This is a genomic window from Streptomyces smaragdinus (assembly GCF_009604385.1).
Lineage (GTDB): Bacteria > Actinomycetota > Actinomycetes > Streptomycetales > Streptomycetaceae > Streptomyces > Streptomyces smaragdinus.
Window position 1 is genome coordinate 52,019 of the sequence record NZ_WEGJ01000008.1, and the last position, 18,112, is coordinate 70,130.

At 70.6% G+C, this 18,112-nt stretch carries 14 protein-coding genes and 2 tRNA genes; 13 read left to right on the top strand and 3 right to left on the bottom strand.

Annotated features, from left to right (window positions below):
- The first annotated feature begins 618 nt into the window (after positions 1-618).
- The 11 genes from dnaN (at position 619) to SRB5_RS14145 (ending at position 14,187) form a co-directional block, all read left to right on the top strand.
- Positions 619-1,749, top strand: coding sequence for a DNA polymerase III subunit beta (gene dnaN, locus SRB5_RS14100; RefSeq protein ID WP_323377891.1), 1,131 nt, complete (start codon positions 619-621; stop codon positions 1,747-1,749).
- 193 nt (positions 1,750-1,942) lie between these two features.
- Positions 1,943-2,818 (top strand): phosphogluconate dehydrogenase (NAD(+)-dependent, decarboxylating), encoded by an 876-nt coding sequence (gene gnd, locus SRB5_RS14105; RefSeq protein WP_153452295.1) that lies wholly within the window; start codon positions 1,943-1,945, stop codon positions 2,816-2,818.
- A gap of 33 nt (positions 2,819-2,851) precedes the next feature.
- On the top strand, positions 2,852-3,979 hold the full coding sequence (recF, locus tag SRB5_RS14110; protein WP_153452296.1) for a DNA replication/repair protein RecF: 1,128 nt from the start codon (positions 2,852-2,854) through the stop codon (positions 3,977-3,979).
- On the top strand, positions 3,976-4,497 hold the full coding sequence (locus SRB5_RS14115; protein WP_323377892.1) for a DUF721 domain-containing protein: 522 nt from the start codon (positions 3,976-3,978) through the stop codon (positions 4,495-4,497). Before recF ends, SRB5_RS14115 begins: the two co-directional genes overlap by 4 nt.
- A gap of 304 nt (positions 4,498-4,801) precedes the next feature.
- The gene (gene gyrB, locus SRB5_RS14120) at positions 4,802-6,850 is read left to right on the top strand and encodes a DNA topoisomerase (ATP-hydrolyzing) subunit B (RefSeq protein WP_153452297.1); all 2,049 of its coding nucleotides are present in this window, start codon (positions 4,802-4,804) and stop codon (positions 6,848-6,850) included.
- Positions 6,851-6,919: 69 nt separating this feature from the next.
- Positions 6,920-9,553 (top strand): DNA gyrase subunit A, encoded by a 2,634-nt coding sequence (gyrA, locus tag SRB5_RS14125; protein WP_153452298.1) that lies wholly within the window; start codon positions 6,920-6,922, stop codon positions 9,551-9,553.
- A 17-nt stretch (positions 9,554-9,570) separates the two neighbouring features.
- Positions 9,571-10,335 carry a DUF3566 domain-containing protein gene (locus tag SRB5_RS14130; RefSeq protein ID WP_323377893.1) on the top strand — a complete coding sequence of 255 codons (765 nt, stop codon included), beginning with the start codon at positions 9,571-9,573 and terminating at the stop codon, positions 10,333-10,335.
- Between the two features lie 73 nt (positions 10,336-10,408).
- Positions 10,409-10,482 (top strand) — tRNA-Ile (locus tag SRB5_RS14135).
- A 161-nt stretch (positions 10,483-10,643) separates the two neighbouring features.
- On the top strand, positions 10,644-10,778 hold the full coding sequence (locus SRB5_RS36480) for a DLW-39 family protein (RefSeq protein WP_323377894.1): 135 nt from the start codon (positions 10,644-10,646) through the stop codon (positions 10,776-10,778).
- A gap of 194 nt (positions 10,779-10,972) precedes the next feature.
- On the top strand, positions 10,973-12,835 hold the full coding sequence (locus SRB5_RS14140) for a vWA domain-containing protein (protein WP_153452299.1): 1,863 nt from the start codon (positions 10,973-10,975) through the stop codon (positions 12,833-12,835).
- Complete coding sequence (locus SRB5_RS14145; RefSeq protein WP_153452300.1) at positions 12,832-14,187, top strand: hypothetical protein; 1,356 nt, start codon at positions 12,832-12,834, stop codon at positions 14,185-14,187. The genes SRB5_RS14140 and SRB5_RS14145 overlap by 4 nt, the downstream gene beginning before the upstream one ends.
- Positions 14,188-14,236: 49 nt before the next feature.
- On the opposite strand, the gene SRB5_RS14150 is transcribed toward SRB5_RS14145, so the two are convergent.
- Both SRB5_RS14150 and SRB5_RS14155 read right to left on the bottom strand, forming a co-directional pair.
- Positions 14,237-15,436 carry a serine/threonine-protein kinase gene (locus tag SRB5_RS14150; RefSeq protein WP_153452301.1) on the bottom strand — a complete coding sequence of 400 codons (1,200 nt, stop codon included), beginning with the start codon at positions 15,434-15,436 and terminating at the stop codon, positions 14,237-14,239.
- Positions 15,437-15,466: 30 nt separating this feature from the next.
- A complete protein-coding gene (locus tag SRB5_RS14155) occupies positions 15,467-16,012 on the bottom strand; it encodes a helix-turn-helix transcriptional regulator (RefSeq protein WP_153452302.1) in 546 nt (181 codons plus the stop codon).
- 168 nt (positions 16,013-16,180) lie between these two features.
- Here SRB5_RS14155 and SRB5_RS14160 point away from each other — a divergent pair.
- Positions 16,181-16,253 (top strand) — tRNA-Ala (locus SRB5_RS14160).
- 56 nt (positions 16,254-16,309) lie between these two features.
- Here the strand turns inward: SRB5_RS14160 and SRB5_RS14165 are convergent.
- A complete protein-coding gene (locus tag SRB5_RS14165) occupies positions 16,310-17,176 on the bottom strand; it encodes a DUF5324 family protein (protein ID WP_194292927.1) in 867 nt (288 codons plus the stop codon).
- Positions 17,177-17,339: 163 nt separating this feature from the next.
- Here SRB5_RS14165 and SRB5_RS14170 point away from each other — a divergent pair, with 163 nt between their 5' ends.
- Positions 17,340-17,864: a peptidylprolyl isomerase gene (locus SRB5_RS14170; protein WP_323377895.1), complete on the top strand. Its 525-nt coding sequence runs from the start codon at positions 17,340-17,342 to the stop codon at positions 17,862-17,864.
- The last annotated feature ends 248 nt before the right edge of the window (positions 17,865-18,112 follow it).

Below are 18,112 nucleotides of genomic sequence, written 5' to 3' on the forward strand. Positions count from 1 at the left end.
ATAACTCGATGAAGATCCAGTTCAGTGGGGTGTGGAATTGTGGTCAACGGCTGTCCACAGACTGGGGACGAAGATCCGGCGCCGGATCGCCCGTCCCGTCTTGTCCACCGCCCACCCGCCCCCACCCACAGCCGAACCGTTTCTGTACACAGCCCGTCCACAGAGTTCTCCACTGTTCGGCAACCCAACGCGCCCCTTCACCGGTACGTGTGAAAGGCGTCACACCAAGGGGGTGGGTTGGCCTGTGGGAAGACGGGGTAAATCTGGGGACGGATCTGTGGGGAAGAGGGCCCCGGCTGGGGATGAGCTGTGCATGAATCCGGCCCGTCCACAGAAACCCCCGGTTGTCCACCGGTGACCTCCACAGGTGCTGTGGGTAAAAAACCGCCTCTGAGCTGCGCAAACGAGGTTTTCCACGGTTTCCACAACACCTACTACTACTTCTACAGTTGTCTAGCTCGAGGCCTGGTTCGAAGTCGGTGCTGTGCACAACTCGGCGGGACGGCACCGAGCGGGCCGGAGGGACGTTGACGCCCGACCCCGCCCGCGCTGTCGGTCCCGTACGTCAGACTGGTCCCCTGCAGACAGAAGTGCCGGCAACAGCAGGAGGCGGTCTCGGTGAAGATCCGGGTGGAGCGCGACGTACTCGCGGAGGCGGTGGCCTGGGCGGCGCGCAGCCTGCCGGCCCGCCCCCCGGTGCCGGTCCTGGCGGGCCTGCTGCTGAAGGCCGAGGACGGGCTGCTGAGCCTCTCCGGCTTCGACTACGAGGTGTCGGCCCGGGTCTCGGTCGAGGCGGACGTGGAGGAGGACGGGACGGTCCTCGTCTCCGGGCGGCTGCTCGCCGACATCTCCCGCGCGCTTCCCAACAGGCCGGTGGAGATCTCCACCGACGGGGTGCGGGCGACGGTCGTGTGCGGCAGCTCGCGATTCACACTCCACACCCTTCCTGTGGAGGAGTACCCGGCGCTCCCCGAGATGCCGACGGCGACCGGCACCGTTCCCGGTGAGGTCTTCGCCTCCGCCGTGGCCCAGGTGGCCATTGCCGCGGGGCGGGACGACACGCTGCCGGTGCTGACCGGTGTGCGGATCGAGATCGAGGGCGACACGGTGACGCTGGCGTCCACGGACCGGTACCGCTTCGCGGTCCGCGAGTTCCTGTGGAAGCCGGAGACGGCCGACACGTCCGCGGTGGCGCTGGTCCCGGCGAAGACGCTGCTGGACACGGCCAAGTCGCTGACCAGCGGAGACACGGTGTCGCTGGCGCTGTCCGGCTCGGGCAAGGGCGAGGGGCTGATCGGCTTCGAGGGTGCCGGGCGGCGGACGACGACGCGGCTGCTCGAGGGCGATCTGCCGAAGTACCGGACGCTGTTCCCGACGGAGTTCAACTCGGTCGCGGTGATCGAGACGGCGCCGTTCGTGGAGGCCGTGAAGCGTGTGGCGCTGGTGGCCGAGCGGAACACCCCGGTGCGGCTGTCGTTCGAGCAGGGTGTGCTGACGCTGGAGGCGGGTTCCAGCGACGACGCACAGGCTGTGGAGCGGGTGGACGCGACGCTGGAGGGCGACGACATCTCGATCGCCTTCAACCCGACGTTCCTGCTGGACGGCCTGAGCGCGATCGACTCCCCGGTGGCGCAGCTGAGCTTCACGACGTCGACGAAGCCGGCGCTGCTGAGCGGCCGCCCGGCGGTCGACGCGGAGGCGGACGACGCGTACAAGTACCTGATCATGCCGGTGCGGCTGAGCGGCTGAGCGATTTTCTGGGGTCGGCCCGGGCAACGGCTGGGGGTGTGGGGGTTATCCCCCACAAGAACGCAGCATGCCGGTGCGGCTGAGCGGCTCACGCCGGTCTGACCGCGCTGCCCGCGAGGCCGCGCCTGAGCGGCTTCGATTTGCCCGGCGTAGGCTCGGGAGCGAATTACGTCGTGGTTACGGAGGGTCAGTGATGGAGCTCGGTCTCGTCGGTCTCGGCAAGATGGGCGGCAATATGCGCGAGCGCATCCGCCGCGCAGGCCACACCGTCGTCGGTTACGACCGCAATCCGGATCTCGCGGATGTGGGCAGCCTGAAGGAGCTGGTGGACGGCCTGCAGGCGCCGCGTGTGGTGTGGGTGATGGTCCCCGCGGGTGCGGCGACTCAGTCCACCGTCGATGAGCTGGCCGAGCTGCTGGAGCCCGGTGACGTGGTCGTGGACGGCGGCAACTCGCGCTGGACGGACGACGAGAAGCACGCCGGAGAGCTCGCGGCGAAGGGCATCGGCTTCGTCGACTGCGGCGTCTCCGGCGGTGTGTGGGGCCTGGAGAACGGCTACGCGCTGATGTACGGCGGCGACGCCGAGCACGTGGCGAAGGTGATGCCGGTGTTCGAGGCGCTGAAGCCCGAGGGCGAGTTCGGCAACGTCCACGCGGGCAAGGTGGGCGCGGGGCATTTCGCGAAGATGGTCCACAATGGGATCGAGTACGCGATGATGCAGGCCTTCGCCGAGGGCTGGGAGCTGCTCGAGGCCGTGGACTCCGTGACGGACGTACGTGAGGTCTTCCGCAGCTGGCAGGAGGGGACGGTCATCCGTTCCTGGCTGCTGGACCTGGCGGTGCGGGCGCTGGACGACGACGAGCACCTGGCTGAGCTGCGCGGATTCGCGCAGGACTCGGGCGAGGGCCGCTGGACGGTGGAGGCGGCGATCGACAACGCGGTGCCGCTGCCGGCGATCACCGCGTCGCTGTTCGCGCGGTTCGCCTCGCGCCAGGACGACTCGCCCCAGATGAAGATGATCGCGGCCCTGCGGAATCAGTTCGGCGGGCACGCGGTCGAGAACAAGTAACCATCCACAGGCTGGGGGAGGTCGGCCGTCCTTATGCACGTGACGCATCTTTCGCTGGCCGACTTCCGTTCGTACGCCCGGGCCGAGGTCTCCCTCGGTCCGGGCGTGACGTCTTTCGTGGGCCCGAACGGCCAGGGGAAGACGAATCTGGTCGAGGCGGTCGGCTATCTGTCGACGCTGGGCAGCCACCGGGTGTCGAGTGACGCGCCCCTGGTGCGGATGGGCGCGCAGCGCGCCGTGATCCGGGCGGCGGTGGAGCATCAGGGCCGCCAGCAGCTGGTGGAGCTGGAGCTGAACCCGGGGCGGGCGAACCGGGCGCGGATCAACCGGTCGTCGCAGGTGCGGCCGCGGGACGTGCTGGGGATCGTCCGGACGGTGCTGTTCGCGCCGGAGGATCTGGCCCTGGTGAAGGGGGATCCGGGGGAGCGGCGGCGGTTCCTGGACGACCTCGTCACCGCGCGGCATCCGCGGATGGCGGGGGTGCGCAGCGACTACGAGCGGGTGCTCAAGCAGCGGAACACCCTGCTGAAGACGGCGGCGATGGCGCGCCGGCACGGCGGGCGGCAGCTGGATCTGTCGACGCTGGACGTGTGGGACCAGCATCTGGCGCGGGTGGCGGCGGAGGTGCTGGCGCAGCGGCTGGAGCTGATCGCGGCGGTGCAGCCGCTGGCGGACAAGGCGTACGAGCAGGTGGCGCCGGGCGGCGGCCCGCTGGGGTTTGAGTACCGGGCGTCGGTCGAGGGGCTGGCGGGGGCGTCGTCGCGGGACGAGCTGTACGAGCTGCTGATGGCGTCGATGGCCGGGGTGCGCAAGCAGGAGATCGAGCGCGGGGTGACCCTGGTGGGGCCGCACCGGGACGATCTGGTGCTGAAGCTGGGTGAGCTGCCGGCGAAGGGTTACGCGAGCCACGGGGAGTCCTGGTCGTTCGCGCTGGCGCTGCGGCTGGCGTCGTACGAGCTGCTGGGGTCGGAGGGCGCGGAGCCGGTGCTGGTGCTGGACGACGTGTTCGCGGAGCTGGATTCGCGGCGGCGGGAGCGGCTGGCGGAGCTGGTGGCGCCGGCGGAGCAGGTGCTGATCACGGCGGCGGTGGCGGAGGATGTGCCGGGGGTGTTGTCGGGGGCGCGGTTCGCGGTGTCGGACGGCGAGGTGCGGGCGGCGTGAGCGGGGCCGAAAAGAAGGAGCCCTCGGGCATCGATCTGGCGCGCGTGGCGCTGCGGGCGGCGAAGGAGCAGGCCAAGGCGCGGGGCGCGGCCCAGCAGCAGCGGCGTCAGGCCCGGCGGGGCGGCGGGCTGCGGTCGGGCGCGGGGGCGGACGGGCGGGATCCGCTGCCGCTGGGGGCGGCGATCGGGCGGCTGATCGCGGAGCGGGGCTGGGAGGCGCCGGCCGCGGTGGGCGGGGTGATGGGGCGCTGGCCGGATGTGGTCGGTGCCGAGGTGGCGCAGCACTGTTCGCCGTCGTCGTACGACGAGGGGGAGCGGGTGCTGGTCGTGCGGTGCGATTCGACGGCGTGGGCGACGCAGTTGCGCCTGCTGGCGCCGCAGTTGCTGCGCCGGCTGAACGACGATCTGGGTGCGGGGACGGTGTCGTTCATCAAGGTGCAGGGGCCGGCCGGGCCGCCGCAGCGGTACGGGCGGCTGCGGGCGCCGGGCAGCCGCGGGCCGGGTGACACCTACGGGTGAGGGGCCCGCTGGTGGGGTGCGGGACGGTCGGCGAACCGTGGATCCGGCGTGATCTCGCTCACACTATCGTTTCCTTGACACGGCGAAGCCCGCAACGGCTGTCAGGGGCTCTTGGAGGCCCCGTTCGTGTGTGGGGAGTCGGACGGGCGTCCCGCGTAGCGGCTGAGGGGGATACAGGGGCCGCCAAACCGTCATTCTGTCGGTGGCTACCGGTAGACTGGATGGCATCCGCCGCTTGCGGATCATGTCGACCTCAGTACCACTCGATGTGGCCACCCGGACGTAGTCAGGAGAGTGGCCCCACCTGTGCCAGAAAGGGCGCTTCGTGGCCGATTCCGGCAACCCCAACGAGTCCATCCCCGCCAACAAGACCGCCGGCGAAGCGTCGTACGACGCCGACGCGATCACCGTGCTCGAGGGCCTCGACGCGGTGCGCAAGCGCCCCGGCATGTACATCGGCTCGACCGGTGAGCGGGGTCTGCACCACCTCGTTCAGGAGGTCGTCGACAACTCGGTCGACGAGGCCATGGCGGGGTACGCCACCCATATCGAGGTGACGCTGCTGGCGGACGGCGGCGTGCGCGTCGTCGACAACGGCCGCGGTATCCCGGTGGGCATCCAGAAGTCGCAGGGCAAGCCGGCCGTGGAGGTCGTGCTGACGGTCCTGCACGCGGGCGGCAAGTTCGGCGGCGGCGGGTACGCGGTCTCCGGCGGCCTGCACGGCGTGGGCGTCTCGGTGGTGAACGCGCTGTCGACGCGGCTGGCGGTGGAGATCAAGACCGACGGTTACCGCTGGACGCAGGAGTACAAGCTGGGTGTGCCGACGGCGGACCTGGCGCGGCACGAGGCGACGAGCGAGACCGGTACGTCGGTCACGTTCTGGGCGGACGGCGACGTCTTCGAGACGACGGAGTATTCGTTCGAGACCCTGTCGCGCCGGTTCCAGGAGATGGCGTTCCTGAACAAGGGGCTGACGATCTCGCTGACCGACGAGCGGGAGACCGCCCGGCAGACGGCGGGCGCGGAGTCGGCCCAGGCGCCGGACGACGAGTCGGCGCGGACCGTCACGTACCACTACGAGGGCGGTATCACCGACTTCGTGAAGCACCTGAACTCCCGCAAGGGCGAGCCGGTGCATCCGACGGTGATCGACTTCGACGCGGAGGACACCGACAGGAAGCTGTCGGTGGAGATCGCGATGCAGTGGAACACGCAGTACAGCGAGGGTGTGTACAGCTTCGCCAACGTGATCCACACGCATGAGGGCGGTACGCACGAGGAGGGCTTCCGGGCCGCGCTGACGGGCCTGGTGAACCGCTACGCGCGGGACAAGAAGCTGCTGCGGGAGAAGGACGACAACCTGACGGGCGAGGACATCCGTGAGGGTCTGACGGCGATCATCTCGGTGAAGCTGAGCGAGCCGCAGTTCGAGGGCCAGACGAAGACGAAGCTGGGCAACACGGAGGCCAAGACCTTCGTGCAGAAGGCGACGCACGAGCATCTGACGGACTGGTTCGACCGCAATCCGAACGAGGCGGCGGACATCATCCGCAAGTCGATCCAGGCGGCGACGGCCCGGGTGGCCGCGCGCAAGGCGCGGGATCTGACGCGGCGCAAGGGGCTGCTGGAGTCGGCGTCGCTGCCGGGCAAGCTGGCGGACTGCCAGTCCAACGACCCGTCGAAGTGCGAGATCTTCATCGTCGAGGGTGACTCCGCCGGCGGTTCGGCGAAGTCCGGCCGTAACCCGAAGTACCAGGCCATCCTGCCGATCCGCGGCAAGATCCTGAACGTGGAGAAGGCCCGGATCGACAAGGTCCTGCAGAACCAGGAGGTCCAGGCGCTGATCTCGGCGTTCGGCACGGGCATCCACGAGGACTTCGATCTGGCGAAGCTCCGGTATCACAAGATCATTCTGATGGCGGACGCCGACATCGACGGGCAGCACATCCAGACGCTGCTGCTCACGCTGCTGTTCCGGTTCATGCGGCCGCTGATCGAGGGCGGGCACGTGTTCCTCGCCCAGCCCCCGCTGTACAAGATCAAGTGGACCCGGGACGAGTACGAGTACGCGTACTCCGACCGTGAGCGCGATCAGCTGATCGAGCTGGGCCGGGCGGCCGGCAAGCGCATCAAGGACGACTCGGTGCAGCGGTTCAAGGGTCTGGGTGAGATGAACGCGGAGGAGCTGCGGATCACCACCATGGACGCCGACCACCGGGTGCTGCGGCATGTGACGCTCGACGACGCGGCGGCCGCGGACGATCTGTTCTCCGTCCTGATGGGCGAGGACGTGGAGGCCCGCCGCTCGTTCATCCAGCGCAACGCCAAGGACGTTCGCTTCCTCGACATCTGAGTCGGCCCGGCCGGCCGTACGGCGTACGGCCGGCCGCCGTAGACCCGAGACAAGGACTGAGACCTAGCAATGGCCGACGAGAACGGCGAGACCCCCGTGACCCCCGCTGCGGACGACGACACCCTCAACTCCAGTGGCGCGCTGCGGCTGCAGCCCGTCTCCCTGGAGACGGAGATGCAGCGCAGCTACCTCGACTACGCGATGTCGGTGATCGTCTCGCGTGCGCTGCCGGACGTGCGCGACGGGCTCAAGCCCGTGCACCGCCGGGTGCTGTACGCGATGTACGAGGGCGGTTACCGGCCGGAGCGCGGTTTCTACAAGTGCGCCCGCGTCGTCGGTGACGTGATGGGCAACTACCACCCGCACGGCGACTCGGCGATCTACGACGCCTTGGTGCGTCTCGCGCAGCCGTGGTCGATGCGGATGCCGCTGGTCGACGGCAACGGCAACTTCGGCTCCCCGGGCAACGACCCGGCGGCCGCCATGCGCTACACCGAGTGCAAGATGGCGCCGCTGGCGATGGAGATGCTCCGCGACATCGACGAGGAGACCGTCGACTTCGGGGACAACTACGACGGCCGCTCCCAGGAGCCCTCCGTCCTCCCGGCCCGCTTCCCGAACCTGCTGGTCAACGGCTCGGCGGGCATCGCGGTCGGCATGGCGACGAACATCCCGCCGCACAATCTGCGCGAGGTCGCCGACGGCGTCCAGTGGTATCTGGAGCACCCGGACGCGTCCAACGAGGACCTCCTCGAGGCGCTGATGGAGCGCATCAAGGGCCCCGACTTCCCGACCGGCGCGCTCGTCGTCGGGAAGAAGGGCATCGAGGAGGCGTACCGCACGGGCCGCGGCTCGATCACCATGCGGGCCGTGGTGGCGGTGGAGGAGATCCAGGACCGCCAGTGCCTGGTGGTCACCGAGCTGCCGTACCAGGTGAACCCGGACAACCTGGCGAACAAGATCGCCGAGCTGGTGAAGGACGGCCGCGTCGGCGGGATCGCGGACGTACGGGACGAGACGTCCTCGCGTACGGGCCAGCGGCTGGTGATCGTGCTGCGCCGCGACGCGGTTGCGAAGGTCGTGCTGAACAACCTGTACAAGCACACCGACCTGCAGACGAACTTCGGCGCCAACATGCTGGCGCTGGTCGACGGGGTGCCGCGGACGCTGTCGCTGGACGCGTTCATCCGGCACTGGGTGACGCACCAGATCGACGTGATCGTGCGGCGTACGACCTTCCGGCTGCGCAAGGCCGAGGAGCGCGCCCACATCCTGCGCGGCCTGCTGAAGGCCCTGGACGCGATCGACGAGGTCATCGCGCTGATCCGGCGGTCGGACACGGTGGACGTCGCCCGCCACGGCCTGATGGACCTCCTCGACATCGACGAGATCCAGGCGAACGCGATCCTGGAGATGCAGCTGCGCCGGCTGGCCGCCCTGGAGCGGCAGAAGATCGTCGCGGAGCACGACGAGCTGCAGGCGAAGATCGACGAGTACAACGCGATCCTGGCCTCCCCGGAGCGGCAGCGGCAGATCATCAGCGAGGAGCTCGCGGTGATCGTGGAGAAGTTCGGCAACGACCGCCGCTCGGCGCTGGTGCCGTTCGACGGCGACATGTCCATCGAGGACCTGATCGCCGAGGAGGACATCGTCGTCACGGTGACCCGCGGCGGCTACGTCAAGCGCACCAAGACCGAGGACTACCGCTCGCAGCGCCGCGGCGGCAAGGGCGTGCGCGGGGCGCGGCTGCGCGAGGACGACATCGTCGACCACTTCTTCGTCTCCACCACGCACCACTGGCTGCTGTTCTTCACGAACAAGGGCCGGGTCTACCGGGCGAAGGCGTACGAGCTGCCGGATGCCGGGCGGGACGCCAAGGGCCAGCACATGGCGAATCTGCTGGCGTTCCAGCCGGACGAGGCCATCGCGGAGATCCTGGCGATCCGGGACTACGAGGCGGCGCCGTACCTGGTGCTGGCGACGAAGGCCGGCCTGGTGAAGAAGACGCCGCTGAAGGACTACGACTCGCCCCGTCAGGGCGGTGTCATCGCGGTCAATCTGCGGGAGATGCCGGACGGCTCCCCGGACGAGGTGATCGGCGCGGAGCTGGTGTCGGCGGAGGATGATCTTCTGCTTGTCAGCAGGAAGGCCCAATCCATCCGGTTCACCGCAACGGACGATGCGCTGCGGCCCATGGGGCGTGCGACCTCGGGTGTTAAGGGAATGTCTTTCCGGGAGGGTGACGAACTCCTCTCGATGAATGTCGTCCGGCCCGGTACGTTCGTGTTCACCGCCACCGATGGCGGGTACGCGAAGCGCACGAATGTCGACGAATACCGTGTCCAGGGCCGCGGCGGCCTCGGAATCAAGGCCGCCAAGATCGTGGAGGACCGGGGCTCGCTGGTGGGCGCGCTGGTGGTCGAGGAGAACGACGAGATCCTCGCCATCACGCTCTCCGGCGGCGTCATCCGTACACGGGTCGATCAGGTCAGGGAGACGGGCCGTGACACCATGGGCGTCCAGCTGATCAACCTGGGCAAGCGGGATGCCGTGGTGGGCATCGCCCGTAACGCCGAGGCCGGGCGTGAAGCTGAAGAGGTCGACGACGCAACGGATGAGGCGTCCGAGACGTCGAACGGTGCAGAGGCCGCCGACGGTCGGCCGGTGGACGAGGGCGATGTCACGCCCGGCTCCGCCGACTAGCGTGTGAGGGAGTAGACGTGAGTGGAGCCACGGGCGCCGGGGCGAGCCGCGAAGGGTATGTCCCCGCGGACTCGCCGCCCGGTGAGGACGACGGCGCCCGGGGCCCCGCCACGTCGGGGAGTCAGGGGGGAACCGTGACCGACACCCGTCATACGGGCGAAGCGGGCCGTACGCATGCCGCCGCGCAGGCGCCGGCCGATCCGGCCGCCGCGGGCCCGCTGCCGCCCCCGCCGGCCCTGCCGCCGGTCGCGCCGGGGCCGCATCACCCGCCGCAGGCGTACCAGCCGCCGGCCGCCGCCCCGGCCCCGGCCCCGGCCGCGCACGGTGCCGCGCACGGCCGGGGCTCCGGACGCGGGGCGCGCAACTCCGCGGCGGTGCGCCGGTCCCGTACCGGGGCGCGGACGGTGCCGCGGACGCGCAAGGCGCGGCTGCGGGTGGCGAAGGCCGATCCGTGGTCGGTGATGAAGGTCAGCTTCCTGCTGTCCATAGCCCTCGGGCTGTGCACGGTCGTGGCCGTGGCGATGCTGTGGATGGTGCTGGACGCGATGGGGGTCTTCTCCACCGTCGGTTCCACCCTCGCGGAGGCCACCGAGGCCGAGGGGAACAAGACGTTCGACCTGGAGTCGTTCCTGTCGCTGCCGCGGGTGCTGAGCTTCACGGCGGTGATCGCGGTGATCGACGTGGTGCTCGCGACGGCGCTCGCGACGCTCGGCGCGTTCATCTACAACCTGTCCGCCGGCTTCGTCGGCGGGGTCGAGCTGACACTGGCGGAGGACGAGTAGTCGCCGGTCAGCGGCCCTGGACAACCGATTTTGGGACTCGGCCCCTGGTGCGCTAATCTTCAGGGGTCGGCAGGCGGGTATAGCTCAGACGGTTAGAGCGCATCCCTGATAAGGATGAGGCCCCAGGTTCAAGTCCTGGTACCCGCACCGCAGAGAGAGCCCCCGGTGGATTCCACCGGGGGCTTCTTCGTGTCCCCCGTCGGGCCGGTCCGGGTGAGGGTGGGGGGAAGCGGAAACCGGGGCGGCGGGTGCTGTGTATCATCGGGGCCGGAAGGTCCCAAATGCCTAACGAATAACGAGGTAGCGCGGTGAAGAAGCTGTTCCTGGTCGCACTGGCCGCTCTGGGCGGGCTCCTCGTGTACCGCCAGATCCAGGCGGACCGCGCCGAGCAGGACCTGTGGACGGAGGCCACCGACTCGGTGCCGTCCAGCTCGGGCGTCTGATACGAGGTTTCCGGAACCCCGGACCCCCGCCATCGTGCGGAGGCCGGGGTTCTTGCGTTGCGGGATCTTTGCGTCTGCGGGCTTCGGCAGGGCGGATCCGCTGTAGCGGGGCTGTGACAGCCTACCCCTGGTGTTTGCTATTGCACATCTCCTAGGGTGCTCGTAGTCACTTCGCGAACGAGGGGGGACATGACATGCGAGGACTGACGGCGGGAGCCGTCGCGGGCGCGATCCTGCTGCTGACCGCCGCACCGCCGGCCACCGCTTCCGTACGCACCCAGCAACCCGACTACGACAACAGCGGCCTGATCATGGTGCTGGACTCCTCCGGCTCCATGCGCGACGACGACGGCAGCGGCGGTACGCGCATCGACGCCGCCCGCACCGCCGTCGGCAACGTCGTGGACAGCCTGCCCGACGGCTACCCCACCGGTCTGCGCGTCTACGGCGCCGACAAGACGCGCGGCTGCACCGACACCCGGCTCGTCCAGCCCGTCCGGCCCCTGGACCGCGACGGCGTCAAGGCGGCCGTGGCGGCCGTACGGCCCAAGGGGGATACCCCCATCGGCTACGCGCTGCGCCAGGCGGCCGAGGACCTGCCCGCGACCGCCCCGGGGGCGCTGGGGCACCGGTCGATCCTGCTGATCTCCGACGGCGAGGACAACTGCGGCGCCCCGGAGCCCTGCGAAGTCGCCGCGGAGCTGGGCAAGAAGGGGATCGACCTGCGGATCGACACCATCGGCTTCCAGGTGAAGGGCAGGGCCCGCGCCCAGCTCGAGTGCGTCGCCGAGGCCGGCCACGGCTCGTACTACGACGCTCCCGACGCCGACGCGCTGGGCCGCCAGCTGGAGCGCGCCGGACGCCTCTCCGCCCACGGCTACCGCTTCAAGGGCGCCCCCGTCGACGGCGGGCCGACGGCCGAAGACGCCGCGGAGCTGAGCCGGCCGGGGCAGTTCCTGGACAGCATCGGACCCGGCGAGACCAAGTGGTACGCCGCCACCCTCGACGCCTCCTCCGCCGCCGACTTCGGCGTCACGGCCGTCCCGCAGCCCGGGGTCGCGGTGAAGTACGGCGACGGGATCGACCTGCGGCTCACCGCCACCGACACGTACACCTCCCAGTGCGACGCGCAGAGCGACGACCAGCGCCAGGAGGAGGGCGCCCACGTCCTCACCAACGCCGTCAGCCGGGTGCCCAGCTCCGACGGCGGCCATGCCTGCGACCGGGCCGGCCGGTATCTGCTCTCCGTCGCCCGCGTCACCTCACCCGGCGCCGACCGGGCCCGCTGGCCGGTGGAGCTGCGCTTCGGGCTGGAGGATCCCCTGAAGCAGGGGCTGGTCCCGGCGCAGTCCGAGACCGAGTACGGCGACGTGCAGCTGCCCACCGGGGAGCCGCAGGACATCGAGGGCGGCACCGGTTTCAACGACGCCACCGCGCTCACGCCCGGTGTGTGGCGGGACCGGCTGCTGCCCGGGCAGACCACGTACTACCGGATCCCGGTCGGCTGGGGGCAGCAGCTGCGCTACCGCGCCGAGTTCGCCAATGAGCCGACCCTCCGGGAGGGCGGCGGGGTGTCGTCGTACGTCGACACCGACCTGTTCGCCGAGGGACGCAACGCCATCGGCGACGGCCCGTACACCAGCTCCAAGAGCTACTACGGTGAACCGGTCGCCGCCGACCTCGGCACCGTGCCGGTCAGCTGGACCAACCGCTGGGAGACCGACGGCGCCGTGGTGCCCGTACGGCACCGCGGGGACTACTACATCGCCGTCCGCCTCGGCCCGAACGCCGCCCGGTTCGCGCGCAACGCCGCCATCGGCGTCGTCCTGCGCGTCGCCGTCGGCGGACGGGCCAAGGCCGGACCGCAGCACAACGCCCCGGCGCTGCAGGCGCGGGACGGCAACGAAAACGGCAAGAAGACCACGGCGGGCGGCGGCAGCGGCGACGATGGCGCCGGCATTCCGCTGATCGCGGGCGCCACGGGCGGCGGGCTGCTACTCGTCGCGGTGATCGTATTCGCCGTCGTACGACGGACCAGGCAGAGGGGGACCAGGTGAACGGCAGGAAGGCCGCGGCGGCCGCGGCCCTGGCGCTGGGGGTGCTCGCCGCGAGCGCGGCCCCCGTGGCCGGGCAGGAACAGACGGACGCGCGGGCGTACCGGACCGCCGACGGCGCGCGGGAGACGAAGGGCGCCGCGAGCAGCGCGGACGGGCCGATGCTCGAGGCGGGCGAGGTGTATCTCGACACCATCGACCCCGGCGAGAAGCTCTATTACAAGATCAACCTCGATGCGCGGTCGAGCACGTTCGTCGGGGTCACGGCCATTCCCCGGCCCGGCGACAAGGTCGCCTACGGCGACGGCTTCGACGTACAGCTCCTCAGCGCCGACAACACCAAGTGCGGCGGCGCCGACGAGAAGTTCGGCTTCGACGGCCGCAACCGGCCGCTGATCGACGCCGCGGCCCGCCGTATCGACCCGGAGGGGGACTGCCAGGAGGCAGGCGTCTACAACGTGCTCATCGAGCGCCTGAGCGACCCCACCTCCACCCCCAACCCGTGGACGCTGGAGCTGCGTCCCAGGGCCGAGCCGCCGGTGAAGTCCGGCCCGGCCGCCGGACAGCCGCAGGTCTACCCCAGCGCCACCCCGCGGCCCAACACCACCGCCACCGTCCGGGACATCGCCGGCGGCGCGGGGCAGGACGACGCGGTCGGCATGGGCGACGGCGTGTGGAAGGACAAGGTGCTGCCCGGGCAGACGAAGTACTACCGGGTGCCGCTGGACTGGGGGCAGTCGCTCAGCACGTACGCCGAGTTCGGGACCGCACCGGTCACCGACGAGAGCGCCTGGCTCGGCGACGGGGTCTCCGTCGAGTACTACAGCCCCAGCGGCTGGCACATCGGCGGCGGCGCGGAGGGCTACAACGGCCGCGAGCAGACACAGGTCGTCAACTACACCCCGAAGGTCGACTACGCCAACCGCACCGCCGACGACGACATCAACGGCTACGCCTACGCCGGCTGGTATCTCGTCACCGTGCACGTCAGCCAGGACGTCGGCGACTTCGTCAAGGGCGCCGTCCCGGTCACCCTGCGCACCACGATCGGCGGTACGGCGAAGGAGGGCCCGCAGTACGACGGCGACGCGGCGCAGGCCGGCTTCGGCCTCACCGACAGGGACCGGGACGCCGCGCAGCGGGGGCTCACCGCGGCGGAGGCGGCCGCCGGCAGCGATACCAAGACGGTCATCGCGTACGCCGGCATCGGCGCCGGGGTGCTGCTGCTCGCCGGGCTCGGCGTGTGGACGCTGCTGGCCCGCCGGGGTTCTCCGACGGCGCCGGTGGGGGCGTTGCCGGAGAACCCGTACCAGCAGCAGCCGCCGGGCGGCGGGTACGGATATCCCGGGCAGTGACGCACCGGCCTCCCCCGACGCGGGGGGAGGCCGGTCTTCTGGTACGGGGTCAGCCGGTCGCCAGCGCCCAGAAGCCGACCGCCAGGCACAGCAGCGCGACGACGACCACCGGTACGACGACCTTCACCGGCGGCCCGGCGCCGGCGGTACGGGCCTGTCGGGGCGTACGGGGCCGTGGCGGCGCCGTATACGGCCGGGTGGGCCCCGGCGGGGCCAGGGGGCCGGTCTGCGGGGTGGGCGTGGGCGTCGCCGGAGCCTGGGGCTGGGGCTGGGGCTGGGCCGGGACGGCGGCGGGCGGTGCCAGCGGGAAGCTGCCCGTGGGGGACGTTCCCGGCGGGCCGAAGCCCTCCGCGACGGGGGCGGGCGCCGGCTCCGGCCCCTGCGGCCCGTACCCCTGCGGCAGCGGTCCGATCTGGTCGAAGACCTCCACCGGCTCCTCGTCCCCCGCCGCCTCCGGCAGCAGCTCCGCCGCCGACGCGAGCGCCTTGCGCACCCCCGTCGCCGTCCGGAACCGGGCCTGCGGATCCGGCTGCAGCAGCCCCGCCAGCACCTGCCACAGCGGCTCCGGCACCCCCGCGGGCGCCGGGGGCGTGCCCTCGCGCAGGAACAGCTCGAACATCTCCTTGGCGTCCGGCTTCGCCCCGGTCAGCAGATACAGCCCGACCAGCCCCACCGCGTACAGGTCCGCCGGGAAGTCCGGCTCCGCGCCCAGCATCTGCTCCGGGGCGAAGTAACCGGGCGTGCCGACCACGAAGTTGGTCTCCGTCAGCCGTGCCTCGCCCTTGCGCATCGAGATGCCGAAGTCCGACAGCTTCAGATGCGGGCGGCCCGTACCGGTGGCCTCCAGCAGGATGTTGGCTGGTTTGATGTCCCGGTGCACCACGCCCTCCGCGTGCACCGCGTCCAGCCCCGCGAGCAGCTGGTCCAGCAGCGTCACGGCGTAACGCGGCGGCAGCGGCCCGTAGTCCCCGCTCAGATGAGCCAGCGAACCACCGCTGACCAGGTCCATCGTGAACAGGACCTGGTCGTCGTCGGCCGCCCAGCTGGCCGGCGCCAGCACATGCGGGTGGTCGATGCGCAGCGCCTGCTCGCGGACGAACCGCAGCAGCGCGTGCGCGTCCGACTGCTGCAGCACCTTCGCCGCCACATACCGCTTGCGGCGCTGGTCCCACGCGCGCCATACGGCGCCCGCACCGCCCCTGCCGATCGGGTCGACCAGCTCGTATCTCCCGGCGAAGACCTCACCCATGGCGCCGTGCCCCGTCCCCTGTCGTCCGGATCAGTTCTGGTGCGCCTCGTAGTGGGCGACCGCGTCGGCGGTCCGCCCGGCGCCGTACACACGCAGAAACTCTGCCAGCTCCGGGTGGGCGGGGGCGAGCGAGTCCGCCGCTTCGATGATGTCGGCCGCCCCCGCGACGGAGCGCAGCAGCGACTGGATCTCCCGTACGACCCGGCGCACGGTGGTGGCACCGGTCGCCGTGCTCGTCGTCGTCGTGCTCAGCACCGCGCCCCCGGCGTTCTTGCGGATGGCGTCCATCCGCGAGGCCGCCTCCGCCGCGCTGACACCGCCGACGGACACCTCGCGGGCGAGTTCCTGCAGCGCCTGGACGCGCTGGACCACGGCCGGGTTGCCGATCTTGGCGCGCTGGCCGCTCATCAGCTGGGAGAGCATCGGGGCGGAGATGCCGAGGATGCCGGCCAGCCGGGCCTGGTTGAGGCCGAGATCCTCTATGAGCCTGCGGAAGAGGACGCCGAGCGGTTCCCCGTACCAGCCGCGCTGCTGTTCGCGCGCCCTCTCACTGGCGTCTCTGCGAGTCTCGTCCATGGCCGCCGCCTCCCCTGATGCACCCTGTGGCGTTCTTCACTCCTGCGAAGTCCCGTCACGCATCCTACGGAGCGCAGCCGTCCCTATACAGGGTCTGCGAGGCCCCGGGCGGCCGTCAAAGCTTTACGGGATCCTCCCTCGGACCAGGTACGCTGTCTGCGGTACCGCGGGGCCTTAGCTCAGTTGGTAGAGCGCCGTCTTTGCATGGCGGATGTCAGGAGTTCGACTCTCCTAGGCTCCACGCGAACCGGGGGACCTGTCCGTGACGCACGGACAGGTCCCCCGTCGTTTTCCCCGCTACCGGTCGTCCTCGCGCTCGTAGTACGCGCGCGTGGTGTCCGTCGGCTCGCCGGCCTCGTTCAGGTCCTCGGGCTGCTGCTCCGTGTCGAGGTCCGTGTCCGGGGACGTCTCCGCGTGCTCGACGCGGGCCTCGCGGTCCATGTACTCCGTGTCGTCCTCGATCCGCGCCTCCTGGCGGACCTCCGCCGCGGCCGGCGGCTCCACCAGCCAGTCCGGGTTCACCTGCCGGTCCCACCAGCGCCAGGCGGCGACCGCCCCCGCGCCCAGGACCCCGGCGACGGCGGCGTTGCGGGCCGCGCGGCCGGCGACCGAGCGCCGCCGGCGCCGACGGGCCAGGGCGTCGATCTCCTCCGGTGTGATGTGCCCCCGCAGCGCGTGCAGCGCGGCGTGCGAGCGGGACCATGTCTCGCGGGCCACGGGGACCGCGAACTGCCGGGTGGCGACGGCGGCCCCGATGACCCGGGGGGCGGTGTACAGGGCGGCGCGCCGGGTGCCGTCGGCGGCGCGGGTCGCGGCGCGGTCCACCCCGTCGGGCATCTTCGCGCGGGCCTTGCGCATCCGGGGGGCGACGTGGGTGCCGTAGGCCTGGTGTGCGTCCTGGGCCATGCCGGCGACCTTCGGACCGTAACGTCCGCGGGCCTCGGCGGCGTAATGGGCGCACTGGCCCGCTATCTGCAGATACTGGTCCCTCGCTGAGCTGGCATACGGTGCCACCACCTCAGCTGCGTGCCTCACGGTCGCGCTGGCCGTGTGCGCGCTGTGGTTGCGGGTCACGGGATTCCTCCTCCTCGTGGCATTCGGCAGGTCCGGCGGAGCTCGTATGCGGTGTCGTGCGGTACGCGTATCCACCCGTTTACAGATCATGCGTCCGGCTTCGAGGCTCGGCACGTCGGAGTAGGCCAAACTGGACGTACCGACCTCCTCGGCCGGCGGTCCCCCGACAAACGCCGTGTCAAGGTCTGGTCCGGACCGCCGCGGCTTCGTGGCAGGATCGGTAGACGTCCCAGCAGACTATGGAAGGTAGATCGTGGCTGAGCAGCTGTACGCCACCCTGAAGACGAACCACGGCGACATCAAGGTGAAGCTCTTCGAGAACCACGCCCCGAAGACGGTGGCGAACTTCACCGAGCTCGCGGAGGGCAAGCGCGAGTGGACGAACCCGGCGACCGGGAAGAAGTCCACGGACAGGCTCTACGACGGGACCGTCTTCCACCGCGTGATCTCCGGCTTCATGATCCAGGGCGGCGACCCGCTGGGGAACGGCATGGGCGGTCCGGGGTACGAGTTCGCGGACGAGTTCCACCCGGAGCTGTCGTTCAACAAGCCGTATCTGCTGGCCATGGCCAACGCCGGCCCGGGCACCAACGGTTCGCAGTTCTTCATCACCGTCGGCCCGACCCCGCACCTGAACCGGCGGCACACCATCTTCGGTGAGGTCGAGGACGCGGCCGGCCAGAAGGTCGTCGACTCGATCGCCACCACGGCCACCGGGCGCAACGACCGCCCGACGAAGGACGTGGTCATCGAGTCGGTGGTCATCGAGCGCGGCTGAGACGAGCGGGGCCCGGGTCCTCGAAGGACCCGGGCCCATGCTGTCTGACCTGCGCTCCCGGCGACTTGTCCACAGGCTGTCGCCGAGGGTGTGCACGGGGTGCCGACACGGTCCGTGACCGAACAGATCTGCGTTTCCGCTGGGAGATCAAGGGTTTTCCCCGCTCACCAGACCGAGTGAAACGTCACACCGGCGTCAACCCCGGCAAGGCTATCCACAGATCTTCGGGTTTTTGCACAGCTGTGGAT